22 protein-coding genes and 3 pseudogenes are annotated in these 24,271 nt (G+C 66.2%); 16 read left to right on the top strand and 9 right to left on the bottom strand.

Features of this window, described 5'->3' with window-relative positions:
* Positions 1–67 precede the first annotated feature (67 nt).
* Positions 68–583, bottom strand: a pseudogene (locus tag IEX72_RS14265) (IS5/IS1182 family transposase); the annotation flags it as partial.
* A gap of 242 nt (positions 584–825) precedes the next feature.
* On the opposite strand from IEX72_RS14265, the gene IEX72_RS14260 reads away from it, so the two are divergent.
* The gene (locus tag IEX72_RS14260) at positions 826–2,370 is read left to right on the top strand and encodes a PAS domain-containing sensor histidine kinase (protein ID WP_188788516.1); all 1,545 of its coding nucleotides are present in this window, start codon (positions 826–828) and stop codon (positions 2,368–2,370) included.
* A 31-nt stretch (positions 2,371–2,401) separates the two neighbouring features.
* Here the strand turns inward: IEX72_RS14260 and IEX72_RS14255 are convergent, their stop codons facing one another.
* Both IEX72_RS14255 and IEX72_RS14250 read right to left on the bottom strand, forming a co-directional pair.
* Positions 2,402–3,778, bottom strand: a complete 1,377-nt coding sequence (locus IEX72_RS14255) for a cryptochrome/photolyase family protein (protein WP_188788514.1) — start codon at positions 3,776–3,778, stop codon at positions 2,402–2,404.
* Positions 3,779–3,876: 98 nt separating this feature from the next.
* Positions 3,877–4,947 (bottom strand): AI-2E family transporter, encoded by a 1,071-nt coding sequence (locus IEX72_RS14250; protein ID WP_188788512.1) that lies wholly within the window; start codon positions 4,945–4,947, stop codon positions 3,877–3,879.
* Between the two features lie 206 nt (positions 4,948–5,153).
* Between IEX72_RS14250 and IEX72_RS14245 the strand changes: the two genes are divergently transcribed.
* Entirely contained in the window at positions 5,154–5,531 is a 378-nt protein-coding gene (locus IEX72_RS14245) for a DUF1643 domain-containing protein (RefSeq protein ID WP_188788510.1), read from the top strand.
* A gap of 25 nt (positions 5,532–5,556) precedes the next feature.
* On the opposite strand, the gene IEX72_RS14240 is transcribed toward IEX72_RS14245, so the two are convergent.
* Entirely contained in the window at positions 5,557–6,357 is an 801-nt protein-coding gene (locus IEX72_RS14240) for a hypothetical protein (RefSeq protein WP_188788507.1), read from the bottom strand.
* Positions 6,358–6,519: 162 nt separating this feature from the next.
* Here IEX72_RS14240 and phnD point away from each other — a divergent pair, with 162 nt between their 5' ends.
* The 4 genes from phnD to phnE (IEX72_RS14220) are packed head-to-tail and all read left to right on the top strand — an operon-like array spanning position 6,520 to position 10,190.
* Positions 6,520–7,707 (top strand): phosphate/phosphite/phosphonate ABC transporter substrate-binding protein, encoded by a 1,188-nt coding sequence (gene phnD, locus IEX72_RS14235; protein ID WP_188788506.1) that lies wholly within the window; start codon positions 6,520–6,522, stop codon positions 7,705–7,707.
* Between the two features lie 50 nt (positions 7,708–7,757).
* Positions 7,758–8,588 (top strand): phosphonate ABC transporter ATP-binding protein, encoded by an 831-nt coding sequence (gene phnC / locus IEX72_RS14230; protein WP_188788504.1) that lies wholly within the window; start codon positions 7,758–7,760, stop codon positions 8,586–8,588.
* A 1-nt stretch (position 8,589) separates the two neighbouring features.
* Positions 8,590–9,402: a phosphonate ABC transporter, permease protein PhnE gene (gene phnE, locus IEX72_RS14225; protein ID WP_188788502.1), complete on the top strand. Its 813-nt coding sequence runs from the start codon at positions 8,590–8,592 to the stop codon at positions 9,400–9,402.
* On the top strand, positions 9,399–10,190 hold the full coding sequence (phnE, locus tag IEX72_RS14220; protein ID WP_188788500.1) for a phosphonate ABC transporter, permease protein PhnE: 792 nt from the start codon (positions 9,399–9,401) through the stop codon (positions 10,188–10,190). The genes phnE (IEX72_RS14225) and phnE (IEX72_RS14220) overlap by 4 nt, the downstream gene beginning before the upstream one ends.
* A 53-nt stretch (positions 10,191–10,243) precedes the next feature.
* On the opposite strand, the pseudogene IEX72_RS15295 reads toward phnE (IEX72_RS14220), so the two are convergent.
* A pseudogene (locus tag IEX72_RS15295) lies at positions 10,244–10,510 on the bottom strand (RNA-guided endonuclease InsQ/TnpB family protein); the annotation flags it as partial.
* A 324-nt stretch (positions 10,511–10,834) separates the two neighbouring features.
* On the opposite strand from IEX72_RS15295, the gene IEX72_RS14215 reads away from it, so the two are divergent.
* From IEX72_RS14215 to IEX72_RS14195, 5 genes are read left to right on the top strand one after another with little or no spacing between them, the layout of a single operon-like run.
* Complete coding sequence (locus IEX72_RS14215; protein WP_188788497.1) at positions 10,835–12,259, top strand: ABC transporter substrate-binding protein; 1,425 nt, start codon at positions 10,835–10,837, stop codon at positions 12,257–12,259.
* A 51-nt stretch (positions 12,260–12,310) separates the two neighbouring features.
* Positions 12,311–13,204, top strand: coding sequence for a carbohydrate ABC transporter permease (locus IEX72_RS14210; protein WP_188788495.1), 894 nt, complete (start codon positions 12,311–12,313; stop codon positions 13,202–13,204).
* Positions 13,205–13,247: 43 nt separating this feature from the next.
* Complete coding sequence (locus IEX72_RS14205; RefSeq protein ID WP_188788493.1) at positions 13,248–14,117, top strand: carbohydrate ABC transporter permease; 870 nt, start codon at positions 13,248–13,250, stop codon at positions 14,115–14,117.
* A gap of 6 nt (positions 14,118–14,123) precedes the next feature.
* Positions 14,124–15,266, top strand: coding sequence for an ABC transporter ATP-binding protein (locus tag IEX72_RS14200; RefSeq protein WP_188788491.1), 1,143 nt, complete (start codon positions 14,124–14,126; stop codon positions 15,264–15,266).
* Between the two features lie 39 nt (positions 15,267–15,305).
* Positions 15,306–16,046 (top strand): glycerophosphodiester phosphodiesterase, encoded by a 741-nt coding sequence (locus IEX72_RS14195; protein ID WP_188788489.1) that lies wholly within the window; start codon positions 15,306–15,308, stop codon positions 16,044–16,046.
* On the opposite strand, the gene IEX72_RS14190 is transcribed toward IEX72_RS14195, so the two are convergent.
* A complete protein-coding gene (locus IEX72_RS14190) occupies positions 16,002–17,270 on the bottom strand; it encodes an MgtC/SapB family protein (protein WP_188788487.1) in 1,269 nt (422 codons plus the stop codon). The genes IEX72_RS14195 and IEX72_RS14190 overlap by 45 nt on opposite strands.
* 261 nt (positions 17,271–17,531) lie before the next feature.
* Between IEX72_RS14190 and IEX72_RS14185 the strand changes: the two genes are divergently transcribed.
* Positions 17,532–18,569 carry a zinc-dependent alcohol dehydrogenase family protein gene (locus tag IEX72_RS14185; RefSeq protein WP_188788485.1) on the top strand — a complete coding sequence of 346 codons (1,038 nt, stop codon included), beginning with the start codon at positions 17,532–17,534 and terminating at the stop codon, positions 18,567–18,569.
* 448 nt (positions 18,570–19,017) lie between these two features.
* Here the strand turns inward: IEX72_RS14185 and IEX72_RS14180 are convergent, their stop codons facing one another.
* The 3 genes from IEX72_RS14180 to IEX72_RS14170 all read right to left on the bottom strand — a co-directional run bounded on the left by IEX72_RS14180 (position 19,018) and on the right by IEX72_RS14170 (position 21,321).
* Positions 19,018–19,632 carry a VOC family protein gene (locus tag IEX72_RS14180; RefSeq protein WP_188788483.1) on the bottom strand — a complete coding sequence of 205 codons (615 nt, stop codon included), beginning with the start codon at positions 19,630–19,632 and terminating at the stop codon, positions 19,018–19,020.
* A gap of 230 nt (positions 19,633–19,862) precedes the next feature.
* A complete protein-coding gene (locus tag IEX72_RS14175) occupies positions 19,863–20,666 on the bottom strand; it encodes a hypothetical protein (protein ID WP_188788481.1) in 804 nt (267 codons plus the stop codon).
* Positions 20,667–20,838: 172 nt separating this feature from the next.
* Positions 20,839–21,321, bottom strand: a complete 483-nt coding sequence (locus IEX72_RS14170) for a dihydrofolate reductase (protein WP_188788479.1) — start codon at positions 21,319–21,321, stop codon at positions 20,839–20,841.
* Between the two features lie 146 nt (positions 21,322–21,467).
* Between IEX72_RS14170 and IEX72_RS14165 the strand changes: the two genes are divergently transcribed.
* The 4 genes and pseudogenes from IEX72_RS14165 to IEX72_RS14150 form a co-directional block, all read left to right on the top strand.
* The gene (locus tag IEX72_RS14165) at positions 21,468–22,190 is read left to right on the top strand and encodes an NAD(P)H-hydrate epimerase (protein WP_188788477.1); all 723 of its coding nucleotides are present in this window, start codon (positions 21,468–21,470) and stop codon (positions 22,188–22,190) included.
* Positions 22,191–22,464: 274 nt separating this feature from the next.
* The gene (locus IEX72_RS14160) at positions 22,465–22,827 is read left to right on the top strand and encodes a hypothetical protein (RefSeq protein ID WP_188788475.1); all 363 of its coding nucleotides are present in this window, start codon (positions 22,465–22,467) and stop codon (positions 22,825–22,827) included.
* Positions 22,828–22,870: 43 nt separating this feature from the next.
* Positions 22,871–23,215: a hypothetical protein gene (locus IEX72_RS14155; protein ID WP_188788473.1), complete on the top strand. Its 345-nt coding sequence runs from the start codon at positions 22,871–22,873 to the stop codon at positions 23,213–23,215.
* A 373-nt stretch (positions 23,216–23,588) separates the two neighbouring features.
* A pseudogene (locus IEX72_RS14150) lies at positions 23,589–24,218 on the top strand (IS200/IS605 family accessory protein TnpB-related protein); the annotation flags it as partial.
* Positions 24,219–24,271: the final 53 nt, after the last annotated feature.

The following is a 24,271-nucleotide window of genomic DNA, read 5'->3' as shown; positions in this document are numbered from 1 at the left end:
TAGTTTCGCGGCCTCTTGGATCGATGATCATCTCGGTGACTATCTTCAAAAGTTACGCTAGGTACTACCGGCGGAAGACCTGCATCCCGATGTGGCCGTCCCACGCCTTCCGTGTCGTGAAATGAACGTCTTTGATCGCTAGGGAGTTCACGTCGATCAAGATCGTTGTCTTCATCGACTGCAACGAGTAGTTCGCACGGTCACGGTAGTGATAGCTGGTCTGATCACGCTGGAAGCCACTTGCATCGACTGCGGCTTCACCACTCCGGCCCGCCTGCTCCGCCGAAGCGCGGAGCAGGCGGCGGAGTTCACGCATCCGATACTCGTCTTCCCACCGGCAGACCGAACTGTGGTGTGGTGCCTCGTCGAGATCAAATACAGCGAGGATACCAGGCATCTCGTCGAGGTAGTCTTCAGTTTCACGAAGACTCTTCTCCAACTCAACGCGGAACAAAATCAACGCGATTTGTGTCCACTTGGCGTACCCGTCCGCGCCGTCCGGCGCGGCGGGTACGTCAGGGTCATCTACGTGCTGTTTGGCAAGATCTCGACACAGCATCGCTAGCCGTCTGAGCGATCCCATATCGCCAGACGGCGTCCAATTCCCGGTTAGCTTGACGGAATCTTCCTGTGAGAGCGTCTGAAACTACAGTCAGCCAGCGGCAAAACAAGGCACGGGAACAGGGGGGTGCGTCCAGCAAAGCACAGCAGGTAGTCGTTCCAGCCGCGCCATACGGCGCTGAGATCGGACTGACTGCGAGGCGTGCGGTCGGGATTGGTACACGACTCCGGTACATCTAACCCAATCGGAGACCCAACGTATGTATGGACGGCAGTTCGTCAGTCTCCACCGCCGACGTTGACCTCCGGACGGTTCTCGACCGGATGGCTGACGCCGTGTTCGCGGTTGACGCCGACTGGCAGATCACCTACGCCAACGACGCCGCGCGTGAGGTGCTTCGATCCGCGGTATCGGATGGGGCCCTCGACGACACGGGAACGGTCGACGGAGTACACCTCTGGGAGTCGATTCCGGACGCCGTCAACACCGAGTTTTACCACCGGTATCACGACGCGTTGGCATCCCAGGAACCGGTGTCGTTCCGGGAGTACTACGAGCCGCTCGGGGCCTGGTTCGACGTCCGCGTCTTCCCCTCACGCTCCGGGCTGTCGGTGTATTTCCGGAACGTGACGGAGCAACAACAGCTGGAGCAGCGGCGCCGAGAGAGCCTCCAGGCCTTCCAGGAACTGTACGCGGTGTCGTCGGATAGCCACCGGACGTTCGAGGAGAAAGTGGAGGCGATGCTCCGGCTCGGAACCGAGTATCTGGACGTCGACAACGGGATTTTGACCCGGATCGACCAGGGAACCCAGCACGTCAAGCAGTCGGTCGCGGCCCACCCGGGGTTGCAGGTCGGCGAGAGCTGCCCGCTGGACGAGGCCTACTGCAGGCGCACCATCGAACTCGACCGCATCCTGACCGTGGTCAACGCCGCCGACGAGGGGTGGGAAGACGACCCCGCGTACGACCGCTCCGGTCTCGGAATCTACATCGGGGGCCGCGTCGAAGTCAACGGGCAGCTGTACGGCACGCTCTGTTTCGCTGACACCGGCGAACGCGACGAGCCGTTCACCGACACCCAGCGGACGTTCGTTGAACTGCTCACCCGGTGGGCCAGCTACGAGCTGGAGCGTCAGAAGGCGCGGGGGCAGCTCCAGCGGGAGCGCGACCGGTTAGAGGAGTTCGCAGGCGTTGTCTCCCACGACCTCCGGAACCCGCTTCAGACCGCCTCGGGCCGGGCGGAACTCCTCTCGGAGACGGTCGACAGCGACCACGTTCCGCCCCTGAAACGGGCGCTGTCGCGGATGGAGACCCTGATCGACGACCTGCTGACCCTGGCCCGCGGGGGTATGCACGTCGAAGCAGTCACCGACGTTGACGTCGTTGGGCTCGCCGGGGAGGCCTGGGAGACCACCGACCCCGACGCCGCGACGCTGCGGGTCGAGCCGAGCCGGGTGTTGGTCCGGGCCGACGAGCCCCGGCTCCGCCAACTGCTCGAGAACCTCCTCCGGAACTCGGTCAAACACGGCGGCGACGCCGTCACGGTCACGGTCGGCACTCTCCCCGACCGCCGCGGGTTCTACGTTGAAGACGACGGCCCGGGGATCCCCGAGGCGGATCGCGCGGACGTGTTCGACGCGGGATACACCACCTCGGGGTCGGGCACCGGGTTCGGGCTGAGCATCGTGCGACAGATCGCCGAGGCTCACGGCTGGGACGTGTGCGTGACAAGCGGCGACGACGGCGGCGCCCGCTTCGAGATCACCGGTGTCAAGTTCGCGACTGAGTCGGACGCCACCCACGGCTGAGGCGTGAGCGTCCTGCTCGCGCCCGCGTGAGTCACCGCTTCCCGAGCGCCCGCTCGAAGGTCCGCTGGGCGCGGTCGTAGGCCTCGTTGCGATCGACGATCGGGTGGGGGTACGCCGGCGCGAGCCGTTCGCGCTCCGCGCGGGAGAGGTTCGGCCACTCCACGACCTTCCGGGCGGGGACGTCACGGAGTTCGGGCACGTACGCCGTGACGTAGTGGGCGCCGTCGTCGTATTTCGACAGCTGTGCGACGGGATCGAAGATCCGGACGTCAACGCTGTCGGTGCCGGTGGAGGCGATCCACTGCCAGTTGCCGTGGTTGCTCGCGGGGTCGTGGTCGATCAGCTGCCGGGTGAAATACCGCGCGCCCTTTCGCCAGTCGACGAGCAGGTGTTTCGTCAGAAACGACGCGACGTTCTGGCGCGGCCGGTTGTGAATATACCCCTCGGTGTTCAGCTGTCGCATCCCGGCGTCGATCAGCGGGTAGCCGGTTTCGCCGCGTTTCCACGCCTCGAACTGCTCCGGGTCGTTCTCCCACGCGATCGGGTTGGGGACGTGCTCGTAGTTCTCCACGAGCAACGTGGGGTTGTGATAGAGCAGGTGGTAGTTCTGCTCGCGCCACGACAGCTCGTAGCGGTATTTCCCGATGTTCCGACGGGCGTTTCCGGCGGCGGCGTCGTGCCGCTCGGTGGCGTCGGCCCACACCTCCCGGATGCCGATCATCCCCGCCGCGAGGTACGGCGAGAGCCGCGAGACCGCGCCGACCGGGCGCTCGACGGCGAGGCGCATGTCGTCGCGGGTGTCGTTGTACGTCTCGATCCCCGCGTCAAGGAACCGGTCGTACCGCTCGCGGGCGGCGCGGTGTCCCGCTTCGGGGAGATCGATATCGGCGTCAACGTCGGGGATGGTACCGCCGGCGTCGCCGGCGACCGACGCCAACGCGTCGGCGTCGGGGGTCGCCGACGGTGGGAGTTTGGATTCGGCCTGCCAGTCGTCGTAGAATCGGCTGTGGTTCGGGTAGTCAGACTCCAGCCGGGCGGGGTCGACGAGCACGAGGTCCGTCGCCGACTCGGTCGGGACCGCGCCGTCGACCCGGCGTTGGCGGTTCCGGCGCGCCGGCCGGTAGTGAGTGTTGTAGTAGACCCGGTCGGCGTCGGTGGCGTCGACGAGGTCGGCGAGGACCTCGGCCGGCGCGCCCGAGCGGACGACGAGTTCCGAGTCCAGTTCGCGGTACCGCTCCCGGAGTTTTCGGACGCCGTCCAACAGGAACGCCCGCTGCCGCCGTCCGACCTGTTTCAGGAGGTCGGGGTCAACGACGTACACCGGGAGTGTCGTGTCGTCGGCCGCGGCGCGTGTGAGCCCTCGGTTGTCGGGGATCCGAAGGTCCCGCTGGTGCCAGAAGATATGCATACAGACACGTAGGACGGCGGCGGTATGAGTCGTGTGGCCGTAGCCGAGAGTATCGGGGCGGCGGGGCGGTGGGGCGGCGGGGCGGCCCAAGCCTGCCGTCACTCGACGGACCGGCGCGCGTCGGCACCCAGGAGCCGCGGGAGCGCGGTGTTGGCGAACGTCAGCCCGACGACCAGCAGGATCGGCGCAAAAAAGAGGCCGTAGAAGCCCAACACCACCGGCCCGATGGTGTACCCGAGCATCAACAGCCCGACGTGGGTCTCCTCGCCGGAGAGCAGCGGCCGGAGCACCAGGTCCGGGATGGTGTCGACGATCACGATCGCGACCGCAAGGAACCCGGCGATCCACACCAGGTTCACCGGGTCGCCCCCCAGCAGGATGGGGAGTGCGGCGACCGCAGTGAGCGGCAGGTAGACGATCTTCATACCGACAACGGGGATCAGGCTGGCGACGCCGGTGAGCGCGCCGGCCAGGGCGGGGTATGGAACCTCTGCGGGCGCTGGTGCGACAACGTTGTACACGCTGAACGCCCCGATGGCGATGAGCGAGATCGCGAGCACGTTCAGGAGGTTGCCGAACAGGACGGCCTCCAGTTCCTCGTCGACCGCCTCAAGATACTCCCGGATGAGGGCCTCGTCGTCGAACCGGAGCAACCACCCGCTGATGCGATGGCCGTCGATCAGGAGGTAGTAGGTGACGATGAGCGTGACAAAGAGGTTCAAGAAGAACTGCGAGACAAGCGAGGTCAGGAACGCGGCGTGCTCGGTCGCAAACCCCACGAACGGGTCGAGGTCACCCGACTGGTAGGCGTCGTAGAGCCCCGGGAGCGAGAACTCGGGGAGGGAGCTAACGCCGCCGAACCACTCGACGTTCCGGGCGGCGACATCAACGAGGGCGTACTGCTCGACGAACTGCCGCGCCTCAACCACCAGAAGCACCGTAGCGTAGCTCACGAGCAGGACGAGCGGGAGCGCCAACGAGCCGATCGCGATAACGGCGCGGACGTTGGCGGGGAGCCGGAACCGGCCGAGCAACCGGTGGTACCGGCGGGTCGAGTAGTAGAGGAACACCGCGATCGTCAGGGGCGCGATGAACTCGTAGGCGAGAACGCCGATGACGACCGCAACCGAGAGCCCGAAAATGGCGACTGCAAACCGTTTCGCGTTCATACGTCCGAGGCCGCCCGACATCGTTATAATCGTTTCTTTGTCGTGTTGTGGTCAACGGCGTCAGACCGAAGCCGCCCGTGCCCGCACCAGCCACCGGCGATGGCCACTGTCGACTCGCCGGGGGCCGATCCGCCGACGCCGGCGTACACGGACGCCGGCGCCACATTCGGTGGGGGCGGAACCTACCGCTACCGACTGCCGCGGACGTGGGCAGGGGGACCGACCGCGGCGTTCGTGCTCCTCAACCTCAGCACCGACAACCGACGGCCGACGACCCGACTGTCACCCGGTGTGGGAACCGCTTCACGCTGCGGAGTTCCGACCCGTCCGACCTCAACGCCCACCCCGCGCCGGTGGGCCCCGAGAACGACGCCCACGTTGCGGCCGCGGCGCGTGCGGCCGACAGGGTCGTCGTCGGGTGGGGCAGCGCCGGTGGGAAGCGATGGCGGGGCCGGGCGGTCGCCCGACGCCTCGGCGTCGACCTGCACGTGGTCGGGACGACGAAGGCGGGGCACCCGCGGCACTCGAGCCGTACGCCCTACGGCACGACGATCGAACGGTGCAGCCACGGGGACGGCGGGTGACAGCGGGGCCGCGCCCGCGACGGCGCTACGCGAATCGGTGGAACGCGACCCCACACGTCTCACACGCCACGCCGTGTGGTGGGTCCGATCCGGGCTCGCCGAGGCTGTGGCCGCAGCAGTCGTCGAGCCGTCGCTCGACAGCGTCGTCGCCGCAGACCGGACAGGTGTCGAGGAACGCACACACCGCGTCGGCGGCGACCGCCCGGAGCGCTGGAGGGAGGTCGGTGTCGCTGAGAGCCGCGACCGCGGCGACCGCGGCGACCGCGACCGGACGGCGGAGCCAGGCCACCGAGCCGTCGACCCCGGTGACCACCAGGAACGCCTCCGGTCCGGTGCGTTCGACCCGTGCCGACTCAACCGACGGGGTCGCATCGCGGGCGACCGTCACGAGCCGGTCGTCGGGGGCGGCCGCGAGGTCGGCCATCCGCTCGCGCCAGGCCGTCTCGAACGCCGGGGTGACCCCGAGGCGGTCGCCGTCGGCGGCCACGACACCGGCGTCGGCGAGTGCCCGAAGGACCGCTTCCGGGTCCGGGTCGTCGGCGTCGACGTCGGCGAGCGCGTCGGAGTCGGCGGGGCCGCGGTGATCGAAGAGTCCTCCCGGGAGCGGGTCGACGAGCGCGGGCGCAAAGCGCGGCGTGAAGGGGACGAGGTAGCCGCGGAGGGCGATGAGCGCCGCCCCGACGGCAGCGACGCCGGCGGCGGCGGGCGGGCTACGGAGTCCGACGAGGGCGGCCACCACGAGCAGGACGGCAGCGTTCACGGCCGTGCAGGCGCGGCACCGGTTCGACCCCGTGTACTCGGGGCGGCGGAGTCGCGGGCGGTCCATCACACCCCGAGAAACGGGGCGGAGCCACCTGAGGCTATCGAGCCCACCGGCGCGACACCGGGTCGACCCGTTCGCGCGTCTACATAGGTGGACATAGGGCGGCGTAGACCACGGTATAGAACGATAGAAAGCGTTAAGTTGTGAATTATTATATATCCAAATATGCGTAAAGTAGACCGGCGCAAGTTCGTCAGTGGGATCGGCGCGGCGACCCTCGCGGGCATCGCCGGTTGTAGTGGCGGCGGTGGGGGCGGTAGCGACGACGGCGGTGGTGACACCGACACGGACACCGGGTCCGGCGGCGACGGCGGCGACGCGCCCGACCACGTCGATCCGTCGACCTACCCGGAGTTCGATCCGGCAGACCCCGAGTTCCCGCAACTCACCGACACGCTGCTGGATTCGGGCTTCGAGACCGGGTCGCTGAACGACCTCGAACGGCTCCAGGAGAATCCCCGCGACGAGCCGCGGTACGGCGCGTCGGTCGCCGAGACCCCAGACGACGAAAGCGAGTGGCTCGATCCCGACACCCTGGAGTTCTCGCTGACGCCGACCGAGGACCCGACGGTCTACGAGGAGACGCTGCGGCCGCTGCTCGACAACATCGCCGAGGAGACCGGTAAAGAAGTCAACTACGCGGCGCTCGACTCCTACGCCGCACAGGTCGAGGCCATGCGGTCCGAGCGCCTCCACCTCGCCGGCTTCTCGACGGGTGCGGTGCCGTACGCGGTCAACATCGCCAACGCGGTGCCGTTCTCGGTCCAGATCGACGGCTCCGGGGAGAACGGGTCGTTCGGCTACCGGCTCTGGCTGATCACGCAGGTCGACAACGAGGACATCGGCTCGCTGGACGATCTCGCGGGCGACCCGATGCAGAACGTCGCCCACGCCGACCCCTCGTCGAACTCCGGGAACCTCGCACCGCGTGCGCTGTTCGAGAACCAGGGCGTCGTCCCCGAGGAGGACTACGAGGTGAGCTACTCCGGCGGCCACCAGCAGAGTTCCCTCGGCGTCGCTAACGGCGACTACGAGGCTGCACCGGTGTGTTCGACGTGTTACGCCCGCGTTGTCAACGACGGACAGATCGATCCCGAACAGATCAAGACCGTCTACGCGTCCGACCCGTTCCCGACGACGGCGTTCTCGCACGTCAACACCCTCCACCCCGACATCCAAGAGGGGGTTCGCGCGGCGTTCCTCGACTACGACTACCAAGACACCACGATCGCCGAGGAGTTCGAGGGCCGCGGCACCTGGATCGAGATCGACTACGCGACGGTCTGGGACATCATCCTCCAGATCCAGGAGTCGCTCGAGGTCGAATACAACACGGGCAACCTCGAAGGGTAGCGGCCATAGTTCCGCGTCGTTTTATACTGCACTCGTTTCATAACCTAACTATGCTCTCAGTAACCGACCTACAGAAAACGTACTCTTCCGGCGACGAGGCGCTGAAGGGCGTCTCCTTGGACGTGACGGGCAACGAGACCGTCTCCATGATCGGGCCCAGCGGGGCCGGCAAAAGCACCTTCATCCGGTGTGTCAACCGTCTCACCGAGCCCACCGGCGGCAGCGTCGAACTCGACGGCCTGGAGATCACCGGCCTCTCCGGGGGAGAGCTCCGGGACGCCCGCCGCGACATGGGGATGATCTTCCAGGAGTACAACCTCATCGAGCGGTTGACCGTCATGGAGAACGTCCTGTCGGGCCGGCTCGGGTACGTCAGTACCTGGGACGCGTTCCGGCGGAAGTTCGCGGGCGACGACATCGCACGCGCCTACGAAGTGCTCGACCGCGTCGGGCTCAAAGGCCACGAGGACAACCGCGCGGACGAACTCTCCGGCGGCCAGCGCCAGCGGGTCGGGATCGCGCGGGCGATCCTCCAGCGGCCGAAGATCCTGCTGGTCGACGAACCGACAAGCAGCCTCGACCCCGAGACCTCCCGGGCGGTTATGGACCTCCTCACGGAGATCGCCGCCGAAGACGACATCCCGGTGTTGATCAACATCCACGAGGTCGACCTCGCGGTGGAGTACGCCGACCGCGTTGTGGGGCTCCGCGACGGGCAGAAGGTGTTCGAGGGCGATCCCCCTGACCTCGACGAGACCGCGAAAGGCCAGATCTACCGGGGCGAGGAGATCCCGGAGGGCGCCGGTCCGGCTGGGAAGGTCGTGGCGGCCGACGCCCCGGGCGAAGCGGTCACCGAAGAAGGCGACCTCAGAAGCACCTAACATGGCGACCGAACAACAACCCCGTCGGGAGTGGTCGCGCCCCACCGCGTTCTACAACCACTACGTGAAGTGGGCGGTGTACGCCGCCATCGCGGTGTTTCTGGTGTGGAGCGCGTGGAACATGCGGATCTCTCTCGACCGGATCGTCACCGGGTGGGGCGCCGCCGTCGGGCTGATCCAGGGGATGGTCCCACCGGAGGTCACCACCCAGTTCAAAAACGACCTCCTGATCGAGGGACTGGTCGAGAGCGTAGCCATGTCGGTGATCGCGACGATCGTCGGCGTGCTCCTGTCGATCCCGGTTGCGTTCATGGCCGCCGAGAACATCGCGCCGAAACCGGTCTACTGGACCGGTCGAGGGATCATCACCGGGTCCCGGGCGCTCCACGAGCTCATCATCGCGATCATCGCGGTCAAGGCGGTCGGGATCGGCGCGCTCGCTGGCGTGATCGCGCTGTCGTACAAGACCATCGGCTTCTTCGCGAAACTGCTGGCCGAGGAGATCGAGGACATCGACACCGGCCAGATGGAGGCCGTCGAGGCCACCGGTGCAAGCCGGATCCAGACGATGCTGTTCGGGGTAATCCCCCAGGTCATGCCGCGGATCGTCGGGCTCTCAATCTACCGGTGGGACATCAACATTCGCCACAGCACCATCGTGGGGATCGTCGGCGCCGGCGGTATCGGCGGGACCCTGTTGAACTCCTTCGACCAGTACGACTACGACTTCTTCCTCACAATCATCCTCGCGATCATCGCCATCGTCATGATCGGTGAACTCATCAGCACCTACGTCAGAGGGCGGATCCAATGACCGACTACCGGACCTGGGAGCGACGGACGCCGCAGCAGCGGGTCGGTCGGTACGTCCTGATCCTGATCGCGGTTGTCGCCACCGCGGTCTCCTGGCAGTTGCTGCAGATCAACTACAGCTACCTCGGCACGGCACCCGTCGAGTTCATGGACTTGGTCAACCGGATGTACCCGCCCAACGTGGGGTACACCGGGGCGGTCGTCTCGCCGTTGATTGAGACGGTCCACATCGCGATTCTGGGGACCGCCCTCGCGATCCTCATGTCGATCCCCGTGTCGCTTCTGGGCGCGGAGAACACCACCCCGAACAGGTACACCTTCCTCCTCGGGAAGTTCATCATCTCGGCGTCGCGGTCGGTGAACGTGATCATCTGGGCGCTGGTGTTCGTGATCGTGTTGGGCTCCGGTGCGCTGGCGGGGACGCTGGCCATCGCGGTCCGATCGATCGGGTTCTGCTCGAAACTGATCGCGGAGTCCATCGAGGAGATCGACCCCGGCCAAGTCGAGGCGATCCAAGCGACCGGGGCGAACTCGGTCGAGGCCGCGATCTACGGCATCGTCCCGCAGATCAAACCCGCGTTCATCGGCGTCGCCACCTACCGGTGGGACATCAACGTCCGCGCGTCGACGATCATCGGCTTTGTCGGGGCCGGCGGGATCGGCGTCGAACTCAACACCTCCATCAACTTCTTCGCGTGGCAACAGGTGCTCACGATCCTGATCGCGATCCTCGGAATCGTGATCGTCAGCGAGGTCGTCTCGGCGTACCTGCGGCGGAAGGTGCGCTGACGACGCCGGACCACCTCAGGGACCGACACCCGCATCCGATACGGGAGTTGTCGGTGACCCACGGCCGAACCCGTGGGCTCGCCAGTGGACTCCCCTGCTGCCGTCGCCCGCACGGGGGCAGTGTAGCCGTGCAGGTTCGACGCCCCTGACGGTAGCGCACACTGACAGGGTACCCCTCCGCCCGAAGACTTCTGCCCCGGGTGGAGACGTGTGAGAATTTTCCGAGCAGTAGTCTTGCTCGCGTTACCGTCGGCGTTCAGTTCGTACTCGCACTGCTGACGCGTGAACTGGTGCTTCGACTGCCGATTGCTCTGATGGGTGATCAGCAGGCGGGGTGGGATCGCGGCCGGACAGTTTGTGCGCCAGTGACCGAAGCCCCCGGAAGCGGTGGCCCGCTTCGGTTTGCGACCCGGGCGGCTCTGCGCCGAGTGGCCGGACAGAGCCACCGCACTATTGAGGCCTATATTGGGCTCAATATTTGTCCGGGGCAGTGTTTCAACGTGTCTGGCGGTCGAACAGGTCGTATCACTCACAAGACCCGCTGAGATCCGTCGGCAGGTCCGGTGTTCGAACTGCTCCGGAGCAGTATATATAGAAGATACCAAAGAGTTATGTAGGCATCCAACGACACAACGAAAGTGAGAATGAACTCAGCGAAGTCGCGGCGCAGATTCATCCAAGGGGCCGGTGCGGCGACCGTTGCGGGGCTGGCAGGTTGTTCGGGCCAGGGCGGCGACGGCGGTGGGGACAGCGGCTCCGGCGACAGCGACTCCGGCGGAGACGACTCCAGCGGGGATGGGACAACGATGGGATCGGGCGGCGGAAGCGACGTCACGATCAAGTTCTGGCACGCCATGGGCGGCGACCTCGCCCAGCGGGTCGACGACATCGTGAATAGCTTCGAGGAACAGAGTGACGGGATCACCGTCGAGACCACCTCCCGGAACAGCTACCGGGACAACCTCAACGCCACGACGCAGGCGGTGGGCTCCGGCGACCCGCCGGCGCTGTCGCAGATCTTCGAGATCGGAACCCAACTCGCCCTCGATAGCCAGGCGTTCGTGCCCGTCGAGGAGATCATCCCGAGCGGCCAGATCGACTTCGACAACTTCCTTGACCCGGTGCTTGACTTCTACCGGGTCGACGGGGAGTTGAACTCGATGCCGTTCAACTCGAGTAACGCGATCATGATGTACAACCGGGACGCCTTCGAGGAGGCGGGGCTCGACCCCGACTCTCCGCCGACGACGTACCAGGGCGTCACCGAGGCCGCGAACACGCTGACGAGCGAGACCGACATCACGAAGGGCATGACGTTCCCGAACCACTCGTGGTTCGTCGAGGGGTGGATGGCACAGCAGGACACCACGCTCGTCAACAACGACAACGGCCGCTCGGGCCGGGCGACGGAGTCGAACCTCGATTCCGACGCCGCAGAGAACATCTTCGAGTGGTGGGTCGACCTCTACAACCAGGATCAGTACCTGAACCCCGGGATCGAGGCGTGGGGCGAGGCCCAGCAGGCGTTCCTCACCCAGGAGACCGGGATGATCATCTACTCAACGTCGAGCATCGCGCCGATGAAGCAAGGCGCCGCCGACAACGGGTTCGAACTCGACACCGCGTACCTGCCCGCCCCCGGCGGCAACCGCACCGGCATCCCCATCGGCGGGGCGTCGCTGTGGGTCCCCCAGGGGCTGTCGGACGCCCAGCAGCAGGCGGCCGGCGAACTGCTGGTGTACATAACCCAGCCCGAGCAGCAGGCGTCGTGGCACCGCGGGACGGGGTACTTCCCGGTCCACGAGGGAGCCATCAGCCAGCTGGAGGAGGACGGCTTCTACGAGGAGAACCCGTCGTTCCGGACGGCGATCGACCAGCTCAACGAGACCGAGAGCACCGCCGCGACCAGCGGTGCCCTGATGGGGCCGTTCCCGGAGGTCCGGACCATCATCGAGGAGGGCTACGTCGAGATGATCCAAAACGAGGGTACGGACGTCGCCAGCGCGCTCGAGGGTGTCAAAAGCGACGTCGACAGCGCGATCCAGAGCTACAACGACCGGGTCTCATAGAACGGGCCCCGCCGCCGAGCACTGAGAGGCCACACCACTTTCACGCAACAAATGCCGGAATTCACCAAACCGTTCGACTCCAAGTGGCAGGCAGCGGTGTTGCTACTGCCGACGTTCGTTGTCCTGATCGCATTTTTATACTACCCCGGACTGGAGACGTTCCGGTTGAGCCTCCAGCAGACGATCCTGCTGGGCGCCCAGAAGAGTTTCGTGGGGCTCGAGAACTACCGGACGCTCGCGACTTCTGCGGCGTATCACAAGAGCTTCGCCATCTCCGTCGCGTTCGCGGCGGTGGTGGTAGTCGGGACGCTGGCGGTGTCGCTTTTCGTCTCGTATCTGCTCTTCCAGGTCGACGTGGGGGCGTCGACGTACCTGATCGCCGCAATCTGGCCGTACGCGCTGCCGACCGCGGTCGCGGCGTCAGTGCTTCTGTTCCTGCTGCATCCCTCGCTCGGGATCATCACCCACTACTTAGAACTGCTCACGGGACTGTCGTTGGACTGGTTCACGAACGGGCCACAGGCGTTCGTGATCGTCGCGGTCGTCGCGATCTGGAAGCAGCTGGGGTACAACATCATCTTCATGGTCGCCGCCTTGAACAACATCCCCGGCACGCTGACGGAGTCCGCACAGCTCGACGGGGTCGGCCACCTCAAGATGCTGTATAAGGTGTACGTCCCGCTCATGTCACCGACACTCGTGTTTCTAGTGATCATCGACACCATCTACGCGTTCTTCGCGACGTTCCCCTTGGTCGACCTGATGACCAGCGGCGGTCCGGACGGCGCGACGAACCTGCTGATCTTCAAACTGTACCGCGACGCCTTCGAGTTCAGCAACCTCGGGCTCGCGTCGGCGGAGTCGGTCGTGCTGTTCGCAGTCGTCGCAATACTCATGTACGTCCAGTTACGAATCTCGGAGAGCCGCGCCCACTACGGGGGATAGGATGACAGGAACCACTCACACGCCGGCCGGGGGGCGAACGTAGATGGCGACGCGAACCAACCCCGACTCCGCGCTGGCGGGGCTGCTGCCGGAGGGCGTCGACACCGAGCGGGTGCTCATCCACGGCGGATTGATCTTCTCGATCCTCCTCATGGGGCTGCCGCTGATCCTCGCGTTGATCATGAGCACCCAGAACACCTCCGAGGTGTACCAGGTGACGAACGTCGGGGTCGGCAGCCAGGGGCTGTCGAACTACGAGACCGCGCTGACCCAGTACAACTTCGGGCAGTATATCATCAACTCGATCGTCATGTCGGCGATCATCGTGGTCGGGAAGGTCGCTCTGTCGCTGTTCGCCGCCCTGGCGTTAGTCTACTACAAACTCCCCTACGAGCGGGCGATCTTCATGTTCATCCTGCTCACGCTTTTGCTCCCCGTCCCGGTGCGGATCGTGCCGCTGTTCGACCTGATGTCGCGACTGGGGTGGGGCAACACCATAATGGCGATCACCGGGCCGTATATCGCGAGCGCGACCGCGGTGTTCCTGTTCAGACAGCACTTTATGGCGATCCCGGCCTCTCTCGTGGAGAACGCACACCTCGACGGTGTCGGGCCGCTGACGTTCCTGTGGGAGGTCCTGATTCCGATGTCGAAGGGGATGATCGCCGGCGTGTCGGTGATCACGTTCATCTACTCGTGGAACCAGTACCTCTGGCCGCTGATCATCATGACCGATCAGAGCAAACAGGTCGTCCAGGTCGGGTTGCGGTTCATCCAGGGGGCCGCGCAGTCGGGGCTCACACAGTGGGGGCTGATTATGGCCGGCGCCATCATCGCCCTGCTGCCGCCGCTTGTGGTACTCATCGTGATGCACCGGCCGCTGCTCGAGACGCTGGCGATCCAACAGAAGTGATTCGAGATGTCAAACATATCTATTGACGGACTCACCAAGAAGTTCGACGACGTAACGGCAGTCGACAACATCGACCTCGACATCGAGAGCGAGGAGTTCCTCGTCCTCGTCGGGCCGTCGGGGTGTGGGAAGTCGACCACGCTCCGCATGATCGCGGGACTGGAGTCGATCACGACCGGCGACCTCCGGATCGGCGACCGTCGGGTCAACGATTTGCCCCCGAAGGAGCGGGGTATCGCGATGGTGTTTCAAAACTACGCGCTGTACCCACACATGACCGGCGCGGAGAACATGAAGTTCGGAATGAACTCGGTCTCGGACTACACCGACGACGAGATCGACGACCGGGTCGAGGAAGCCGCCGAAGTCCTCGACATTCTGGAGCTGCTGGACCGGCGCCCCGGCGAGCTCTCCGGCGGGGAGCGACAGCGGGTCGCGATCGGTCGGGCGCTGGTGCGTGAACCCGAGGTGTTCCTGCTTGATGAACCACTCAGCAACCTCGACGCGAAGCTTCGGGTCCAGATGCGCGCGGAGCTCCTCCAGCTCCACCAAGAGCTCGACGCCACCACCCTGTATGTGACGCACGACCAGACCGAGGCCATGACCTTGGGCGACCGGGTTGCGGTGTTGAACGACGGCCGCATCGAGCAGGTCGACCCACCGCAGGTGCTCTATGATTACCCCGAGACCCGCTTCGTCGCGGAGTTCATCGGTAGTCCCGCCATGAACATCGTGCCCGTCGATCTGGAGTACGACGGCGACAGCGTCAGCGCCGTCCACGAGGCGTTCGAGCTGTCGCTGCCGAACGGCGACCGGTTCACCGACCAGCCGCCGGCGGCGGCTTTCGGCGTGCGCCCGGAGGACGTGTCGCTGGCGGTGAACGCCCCGGCCGACGCCCAGACGTTCGAGGCCGAGGTGTCGGTCACCGAACCGCTGGGGGAGTCGCTGCTGATCCACTGCTACGTGGGAGACGACGAACTCCACGTCAAAGCCGAGGCCCGGAGCGCGATCAGCCCCGGCGACACCCTGGAGCTTGCGGTCGACGAGGACCGGCTCCACGTCTTCGACGACACCGGGAGCGCGGTCTATCACTCCTCGGTACGGGAAGAAGCCGCGTCGGACACCGTCTACACGACCCCGGAGCCGTGACGCCGGGAGCGACGGACCCCGGGTTCGGAGGGCGGTGACGTGCGGCCGATCGCCCACCGCGGGTGTCTCACGCAGTACCCCGAGAACACGCTGGCGGCGTTCCGCGGCGCCGCCCCGCACGTCGGGATGATCGAGACCGACGTCCGGCGGTGTGGCTCCGGGGAACTGGTTATTTTCCACGACGACACCCTTGACCGGGTGACCGACGCCACCGGGGAGGTGGCGTCGACGCCGATGGCGGTTCTGGAGGACGTGTCGATTCTCGGGAGCGAAGAACCGATCCCGCGGCTGACCGAGGTGCTCGAAACCGTTCCCGAGGACGTGGGGCTGAACCTCGAGTTGAAGGGCCGGGACGTCGCGACCGAGACGGTCGCGGTTGCGGCGGAGTACGACCACGAGGTCGTCGTTTCGTCGTTCTACCCCGACGACGTCGCCGCGGCTCGCGACGCCGGCGCGGAGACGACTGCGCACCTGTATTACGCCGAGGAACCCGTCGACTTCGACGTGGAGGCCGCAGTCGCCGCCGCCGCCGACCTCGGGTGTGCGTACGTCCACCCGGACGTCGACAGCTGTCTCGAAACCGACGTCGTGGAGGAGGCCCACGACCGGGGGGTCGGGGTCAACGCCTGGACCGCCGAGACCGAATCGGAGGTGCTCGAACTCCGGGCCCGCGGCGTCGACGGCGCGGTCATCAACGACTGTCGGTTCGCGGCGGTGTGCCGATCCGGGCGGCGGCTACACGAACTGGACGACGAGGACGCCGGCGAGCCCCAGGGCTGAGAGAAGCGCCGACCGGATCGTGACCGGCACGAGCAGGTTGCGGTTGATGCCCGCGGCGAGCCAGATCTTGACCATGATGCTCGCGAGCGTGCCGGCCAACACGCCCTGTGCGGCGGTCGCCGGCGTGATCTGCCCGGTGCTCGTGAGTGAAACTGCGGTGGCCGTCGTCGTGCCGCTGGAGAGGAGGCCGCTGAAGAAACTGGTGACCAGAAAGCCCGCGGTCCCGAACATCTCCTGGGCGGCGGCGGTGGCGACGAGCACCGTCAGAAACAGCGCGCCGAACGTCAGCGCGTTTCGACTCGAGAACGGCGATTCGAGGTCGAGTTCGATGTCGCCGCCCCAGTTGCGCTCGTAGACCGTCAGCCCAACCCCACCGACCGCGATGAGTCCCAGCGGGAGCCCCACGCTGAGCGCCGACTGCGGGACGAACGCGATCACGATCACGAGGTTTCGGACCGCCATGGCGGCGTCGGCCACGAGCACTGTCGCCACCGCGAGCGTCAGGATCCCACCGTTGGCCTTCGCCCGGTTTGCGATCTCGCCGATCACCGCGGTGGAGTTGACGAGCCCGCCGAAAAACCCCGTGATGAGCATTCCGCGCCCGCCGTACCGCTGCATGATCGCGTAGTTGGCGAACCCGATCCCGCTAACTGCGATCACGAGCGTCCAGATGAGCTGGGGATCGATCGCGTTCCACGGGCCGAACGTCCCGGTGGGGAGTAGGGGGTAGACCACGAACGCGATGATCGCAAACTCCGCGGCACCACGGACCTCACTGTGTGAGAGCCGGTGAGCGAACTGGTGGAGTTCACGCCGGAGCACCAGTAGGAACGACGACGTGATCGCGATCACGACACCCACGAGCACGAACTCCATCCCCACGAGGATGCCGACGACGTAGGCGACCAAGAGTGAGGTTGAGGTGGTCAACGCCAGCCCGTAGTCGTCGTTTGTGTCCTCCCCACGGGCGTCGTACACCAGCCCGCGGGCGCCGAGCAGCAGCCCCTGGCCGAGCACCAAAAGCCCGCCCAGCGCCAGCAGGACGGCCTCACCAAGGGTGGCGGCCGCAACACCAACCAGGCTGGTGAGCGTGAACGTCCGGATCCCCGCGGCCTTGTTGGACCACTCCCGTTCCAGTCCCAGCAGCATACCCAACGCTCCCGCGATGAAGAGGTTGAACACGTCCGCGTTGACCGGAACCATCTCGGGACCGATCTGGGTCATCGTCCTGTGGCGGCTGCCGACGTCGCTCGGTGGCTCGGGATCATATGAGTATATACCAGTATTTTTGCTATGTAGGTTATATAGACGCCCGGGTTTAAGCTTTTTCAACCCGAGAACCCGTCGCAGCGCCGCTGATGCGGGCAAACGGGTCGAGCGAGGCCAGAGACCGGGCCTCGGAGGGACGGGTTGTCCCCGCAGAGACGTCAGCCCGGAGGGAGGGTCGATCCCCGGACTTTTGCCCGCGCCGCCCCCACTCGGGGTATGCGCGCAGCAGTGTACCACGGCCCGCGGGACATCCGCGTTGAGGATCGGCCCGAACCGGAGCTCACCGCCCCCACCGACGCCCTTGTCCGGGTGACCCACACCGCGGTCTGCGGGTCTGATCTGTGGTTCTACCGCGGCGACAGCGACCGCGACGTGCCCTCGACGGTCGGCCACGAACCGATGGGGATCGTGGAGGCGGTCGGCGACGACGTCCGGTCGGTCGGGCCCGGCGACCGGGTGTTCGCGCCGTTCAAGATCTCGTGCGGGTCGTGTGAGTTCTGCCGGAAGGGGCTCCACACTTCCTGTACCGACGGCGACGGGTGGGGCGGCGACAACGGCGGCGCCCAAGGCGAGAAGATCAACTGCCCCCACGCCGACGGCACGCTGGTCCGCGTTCCGGATCGGTACGCCGACGACGAGGCGGCGCTCCGATCGCTGCTACCGCTGACCGACGTGATGGGCACCGGCCACCACGCCGCGGTGAGCGCGGGTGTCGGGGCCGGCGACACGTGTGTCGTGATCGGTGACGGCGCGGTCGGGCTGTGTGGCGTTCTCGCGGCCCGCCGGCTCGGCGCCGAACGGATCATCGCCGTCGGCCACCACGAGGACCGACTCGACATCGCACGGGAGTTCGGCGCGACCGCGACGGTCGCAGACCGCGGCGACGCCGCAGTCGAGCGGATTCTGGAGCTGACCCACGGCGGCGCGGCCCACGTGTTGGAGTGTGTGGGCGCGGCGTCGTCGATGGATCTCGCCGCGGCGGTGTGTCGACCGGGCGGCACCGTCGGCTACGTCGGCGTCCCCCACGGGCTCGACGACGGGCTCGATCTGTTTTCCTTTTTCGGCGACAACGTCACCCTCCGTGGCGGGGTCGCCCCGGTCCGGGCGTACGCCGAGGAGCTCATGGCGGACATCCTCCGCGGGACGCTCGACCCCGCGCCGGTGTTCACCGAGACCGTGGATCTGGAGCACGTCGCGGACGGCTACCGCGCCATGGACGAGCGGGCGGCGATCAAGGTGCTCGTCGAGGTGTGAGACTGTCGGCTGTCGTCGGGTGACGGAGTTCGACACCCAGTGGTACCGAAGCTCTTCACGCGGTTGTATCCGACAGTATGAACGACAGATGACACCACGAGTGGAACTCGACGGGTGGGACAGACTCAGTACTGAACTGCGCCGATTCGGCCAGACGGGTGATGTGACGGTTGGTGACGACCAGGTTCGTATCGACTTCGGCTCTGCACACGTTGAGGGGACACGGGATGGAACGCTCAGAACGGGAATGCCACTACACGGCTTTGCGCACGATATCGCCGCTGTGCTCGCCTTCGATCGCCTTCGATCACGACGCTGGCACGCCCACGGTCGACGCAGACGGTGTGAACTACACGTTCAGACGCCCAAGCGGGTAATCGGTCCCGTCGCGCGCTCTCCGTTCCCCTGCTGCTAACGCTGTGGGCGTTCGCCCCGTGCGTTCTATAACCTACCGCACGCCGCCGACGCCCGACGCGGCGTCGGGGAGGTCGTACGGGTCGGCGTCGAGGCCCAGTTCCTCCAAGGCGGCCGCGAGGTGGTCGTCTTTCGCGTAGTCGGCGCCGTCCGCGACACGAAGCTCCTGGGCCTTTGCGAACACCTCCCCCCGGCGGTCGTCGGGGATGTCGTACTTGTCGGTGGAGAGTTCGATCACGAGCCCGTTGTTGTCCTGGGTGTACAGCGAGAAGAAGATCCCCCGGTCGAAGACGTTGTAGTTGCGGCCGTCGTCGTCAAGCGCCGCGGCGACGTCCTCGAAATCCTCGGGGGCGACGCTGAAACAGAGGTGGTGCACCGACCCGGTGCCGCCGCGCTGGGGCCCGCGGTTCGACGCCCGATCCCCAACGAACACCGTGAGGATGCGGCCGTCACCGGTGTCGAAAAAGAGGTGCGTCTGTGACGGATCATCGAGGTTGGGCTGTCGGAGTACCACCGGCATACCGAGCAGGTCGCGGTAGAACGCGAGTGTGTCCGCCTCGTTACTACCCCAGATAGTGATGTGGTCGGTGCCGGTGGTCCGGATCGGGCTGTCGGGCCGCGCCGCGGTGACAGGTGTCTCCTTACTCATACGCGCAGTAGGGACGCCAACGGATTAAATAGCGGAGTGACACCGGTGTCACCGGGTCGGCGTCGGCGGTGAAAGCCGGTGGGACGACGGCCGGGAGGCGGGGACACAAGTGAGACGACGTGTGTGGGCACGGCCACGGGGGGTGTCGTTGGCTCCGGTTCGACGGTGTGTGGGCGGGTCCGCGTCGAGGAGTCGGCGCCGACGAGGAACGCCCGGGAGCCGGCTGTTGATCAGTACCGCGAGGGGAGGTACGCAAAGCCGGTCATGAACACCGCGGTGAGAAGTGACACGATGCTCACGCCCCACAGCCCGTTCCGGTAAGTCTGGTACTGGTCGATCTCGGCGGTCTGTTGCCGGTAGCGACTGTAGTCGTCGATCAGCTGGATCGTCGACCCGTCGGGGACGTACGCGAACTGCGTCTGGTCGCCGATCGTGACGTTCGCCTCGTGTCCGACGTCAACGGTGTTCGTCCGCGGCGCGGTCCACACCAACTCCGCGGTGTCGGCCGTCACCGAGTCGACGGTGGTGGTGTTGCCCCGGTAATCAAGGGTGTCACCCTGGGTGTAGGTTCGGGTCTCCGGCTCCGGGAAATACTCCGAAGCGGACACTAACCGGGAGTTGTTGATCACGACGTAGCGGGTGCCGTTCTGCTCAACGGTCTCGTCGCTGGCGTCGGGGTCTTCGGCGAGGAGCGCGCTCTCGTTGACCGCCTCGCGGAGTGTCACCTCGGTGGGGTCATCGCCCGCAATAACCACCCGCCACTCCTCGTCGTCAACGGTCTGTGTGGAGTCGTTCTCCCACGTGGCGGTGTAGCGATCCGACTCGTTGGTGTACTCGAGTTCGCCGCCGGTCTCCGAAACGCCCACAACCGTGTAGGTCTGGCCGCCCGCGTCGAGTTGGTCGCCCTGGGTGAGTTCGTACGTCGGCTCCTCGAACTCGACCGTCGGCTGCTGCGCGGTCGCGATGAGGGAGTACGAGGCCGCACCGACGAGGACGAAGAGTGCGACGTATATCGCCGCGGCGCGTCGTTGCATATCTCGGGGTTTGACCACGTGGCGTTTAACCGTTATCGTTTCTCCGGAGGCCCGTCCGCGCCAGCCCGGACCCGATGGCGTCGGTGACGCCCGCGGGCTACGGGGACACCGCCCCGGCCGTGGCGTGCCGGCCGACGACGGGAGGAGGCGTCGGTGTTCGCCCCCAACGTGGTCACTCCCGCCGCGTCCACTCCTCGAGGCTGAACCGGTCGTGCGCCTCGGTGTCGACCAGTTCCCACGCCGCTGTGTCCCACGCCGGGAACGAGGCATCACCCTCGTACTCCCCGTGGACCCGGCTCAACACCATCCGGTCGACCACGGGCTGAAACAGGTCGTAGATGGCAGCTCCACCGATCACGTACGCCCGCTCGGCGCCCATCGACTCCGCGACCGCGATCGCGTCGTCGATCCCCGGAGCGTGGTGCGCCGTCCCGACGTCGAACGCCGACTCCGACCGGCTCAGCACGATTTGGGCGCTTCCGGGCAGGTCGTCGAGCATTGACTCGAAGGTTACCCGGCCCAGGACAACGGGGGAGTCGGCGATTCGCTCGCGGTACTGGCGTCTGTCCACCGGAATCGATGGCCACGGGAGTTCACCGTCGCGCCCGAGCACGCCGTTTTCCGCCACCGCCGCGACGCTCACCAGTTCGACCACGGTCCACCTCCGCGTCCGCTTCTCGCAGTCCGAGTCACACTCGTATACGCGGCCGGAGCCGCAATAACTGTCCGGTGTAGGGAGTTGGCGAGGCGCGACCCGGTTCCCACCGGGACTATTTGTGAGTGGTTCACGACACTCCCTGTATGACCCGAAACACGTTCCGGACGCCGGCGGGCCGCGAGGTGACGGCGGTCACCGCCGCCGGGATGCGGGAGGTTGACCGCGTTGCGGTTGAGGAGGTTGGACTCCGGTTGCTGCAGATGATGGAAAACGCCGGGCGGGCGCTGGCGTGGCACGTCCGTGCGGTCCGCGACGACGAGAGCGTCGTGGTGGTGGCGGGCAACGGCGGCAACGGCGGCGGCGGGCTGACGTGTGCGCGACACCTCGCGAACCGCGACGTGCCGGTCCGGGTGGTGCTTGACCGACCCCCGGCAGACCTGAGTGGCGCGGCCGCCCACCAGTGCCGCATCCTCGAAGCGACTGACGTTACAGTCGCGACCGACCCCGACCCGATCGACCAGTTCGGCGAACCGACCGTCGGCGTGGACACACTCGTCGGCTACGGGATCAGCGGGGAGGTGCGGCCGCCCGCCGCTAACTACATCCGGGCACTGAACCGAACCGCAGACCCGGTGGTCTCACTCGACGTCCCCTCGGGGATGGACGCCACCACCGGTGACACCAACGGCGTCAGGGTACACCCCGACCGGACGGTCACGCTCGCGCTCCCGAAAACCGGGCTCGACGCCGTCGACGGAGGGCTCCACCTCGCGGACATCGGGATCCCCGCGACGGTGTACGACCGGCTGGACATCGACTACGGCCCGCCGTTTGACAACGCCGACTGGGTTGAGCTGGTCAAGTGACTATCACAGTAGTGACCACCCGCGACAGCACGCATTTCCCGCGTCCCGGTGTGTGTCCCCGGCGCGGCCGTCAGCGTCTGAGCGCGTCGGCCGGGAGCGCACCGGAGGGTGCGACCGAACACCACCGGGTTGCCGGTGTCGGGTGGACGCGCAGTCGATGTCGCTGTCGCGGCGGACGCTGTCGGCGGCCACCGTGGATGCGTCGACGCCGGGGGCGCCAGCCAGTCGGCAACCCCGACGACAACGACTTCACCCGCACCCCCATAGCTGCGGTATGGCTGACGTGGACTGCCCCGTTGAGGGCCTCCCGGCGCCGACCCCGTCGTACGGCGCCGAGCGGGTCATCGGGGCCCAACTCGACGCGTCCGGGTCGAACGACGGTCCGGCCTCGAACGACGATCCGGCCTCGAACGACGATCCGGCCTCGAACGCGGGTATCGGGACGGCGTACGACGTCGCACCGCCGGCGAACCGGCGGCAAACCGGCCCGCTCGAACGGGACTGCCGGCAGATCCGACAGACCGTCACGCCCACCGAACCCGACAACCGGACCGCCACCTACGGGTTCGGCGGCTCGAAGCGGTCCGTCGGTCGGTTCGGCAGCCGCTGGCTCACCGGCCACGTCCGCGTCGTATGAGGGGGGGTACGTCGCACCGTCGCTCCGCTACGGAGGCGGTGGCGTGAACCACGTCCCGGATCCCGTACTCGCTGCCATCGACGGCCTCGGACGATCGATCCTGGTCGACGACCCGACCACGCTCGACCAGCGCCTCCGGAGCGATTTCCGGGTCCGGATCGGCTGCGATCCGACGGCGCTGGACGCGGGAACGGCGTCCGTCGCGTTCCGGCTGGAGCACGGAACCCCGGCGCCGACGCTGCGAGGACACGGGTCGTTCGTCGCCACGGTCGTCGACGGCGTCGACTCACGGCTCCGGGAGTGGGGGATCGAGCCCCCGGACGCGTATACCCACCGGGGCGCCGACGACGGGTGGCAGATCTACGCCGGCCGCGCCGCGCTGCCCTGAGAGCGGCGTGTCGACGCCGCCGCGACAGACACGCCCACCGACCATTGGTCACCGACCGACGACTCCTCCGCATCGGTCGGCCGGCGACGGGGGACAGGCCTCGGATTGGGATCGGTACGACGAGTTCACGACGACCTCGGGGGTCTCGTTTCCGTTCGCCGGCGAAAAGAAAGAGCAACTGGTCGACGAACATAGTAGTCGAGTAGATCCCGACGCGTCGCGAGCAGTCTCCCGGCAGCGGTTCGTCGCGTCCCACGACCTGTATCGAGACCATGGCATCTACAGGCGGAGCAGGCCGAGTGCCTCGGGGTCGTTCGGAAATCGAAGATTTCCGTGATCACGAGAATCGAAGATTCTCGAACGGCTTGACCCCGAGGGTAACAACGCACATCTTGACATTCTCAAGACCGCACTCGAAAACGACGAGTGGAAGATTGGGACGGCAGAAGCCCTCTTGTACAATGAGAACGCCGAGTTACACGTCAACATCACTAACACCGAGCAGACCGTTCGAGACAAGCACGACTCACGAACAGTCGTCGGTGTGGACATGAACGAGGATAACGTCGCGTTGACTGCGCTCTCCGAGGATGGCGTCGAGGATACGTTGGTTATCGACTTCCCCGAAATCAAGTTCGAGCGTCACCGCTACTTCACGATGCGAAAGCGCATCCAGAACGCGGGGAAAGAGAGTATCCACGACACGCTGGAAGGGCGTGAAGAACGGTTCGTCCGCGACCGACTCCACAAGGTAAGTCGGCACATCGTGGAGTTGAGCCGTCAGTTCGAGAGGCCGTGCATCGCCTTTGAAGACCTCAAAGAGATGCGCGACAGTATCGACTACGGCACGCGGATGAACCGACGCTTGCATCACCTTCCATTCCGCGCTCTGCAATGCTACACGTCGTACAAGCCATCATTCGAGGGTATCCCAACTGGATGGATTAACCCCGAGTACACGAGCCAGCGGTGTCCGATGTGCGGGCATACGGCTCCATTGAATCACTAGACAGCGTCGGGATAGGCCGGTAAATCAAAGTAGTTGAAGCGGGTGAG

This window comes from Halobellus salinus (genome assembly GCF_014646875.1).
Lineage (GTDB): Archaea > Halobacteriota > Halobacteria > Halobacteriales > Haloferacaceae > Haloquadratum > Haloquadratum salinum.
The sequence above is the reverse complement of the archived record's forward strand: the minus strand, read 5'-3'. Positions and strand labels throughout refer to the sequence as shown.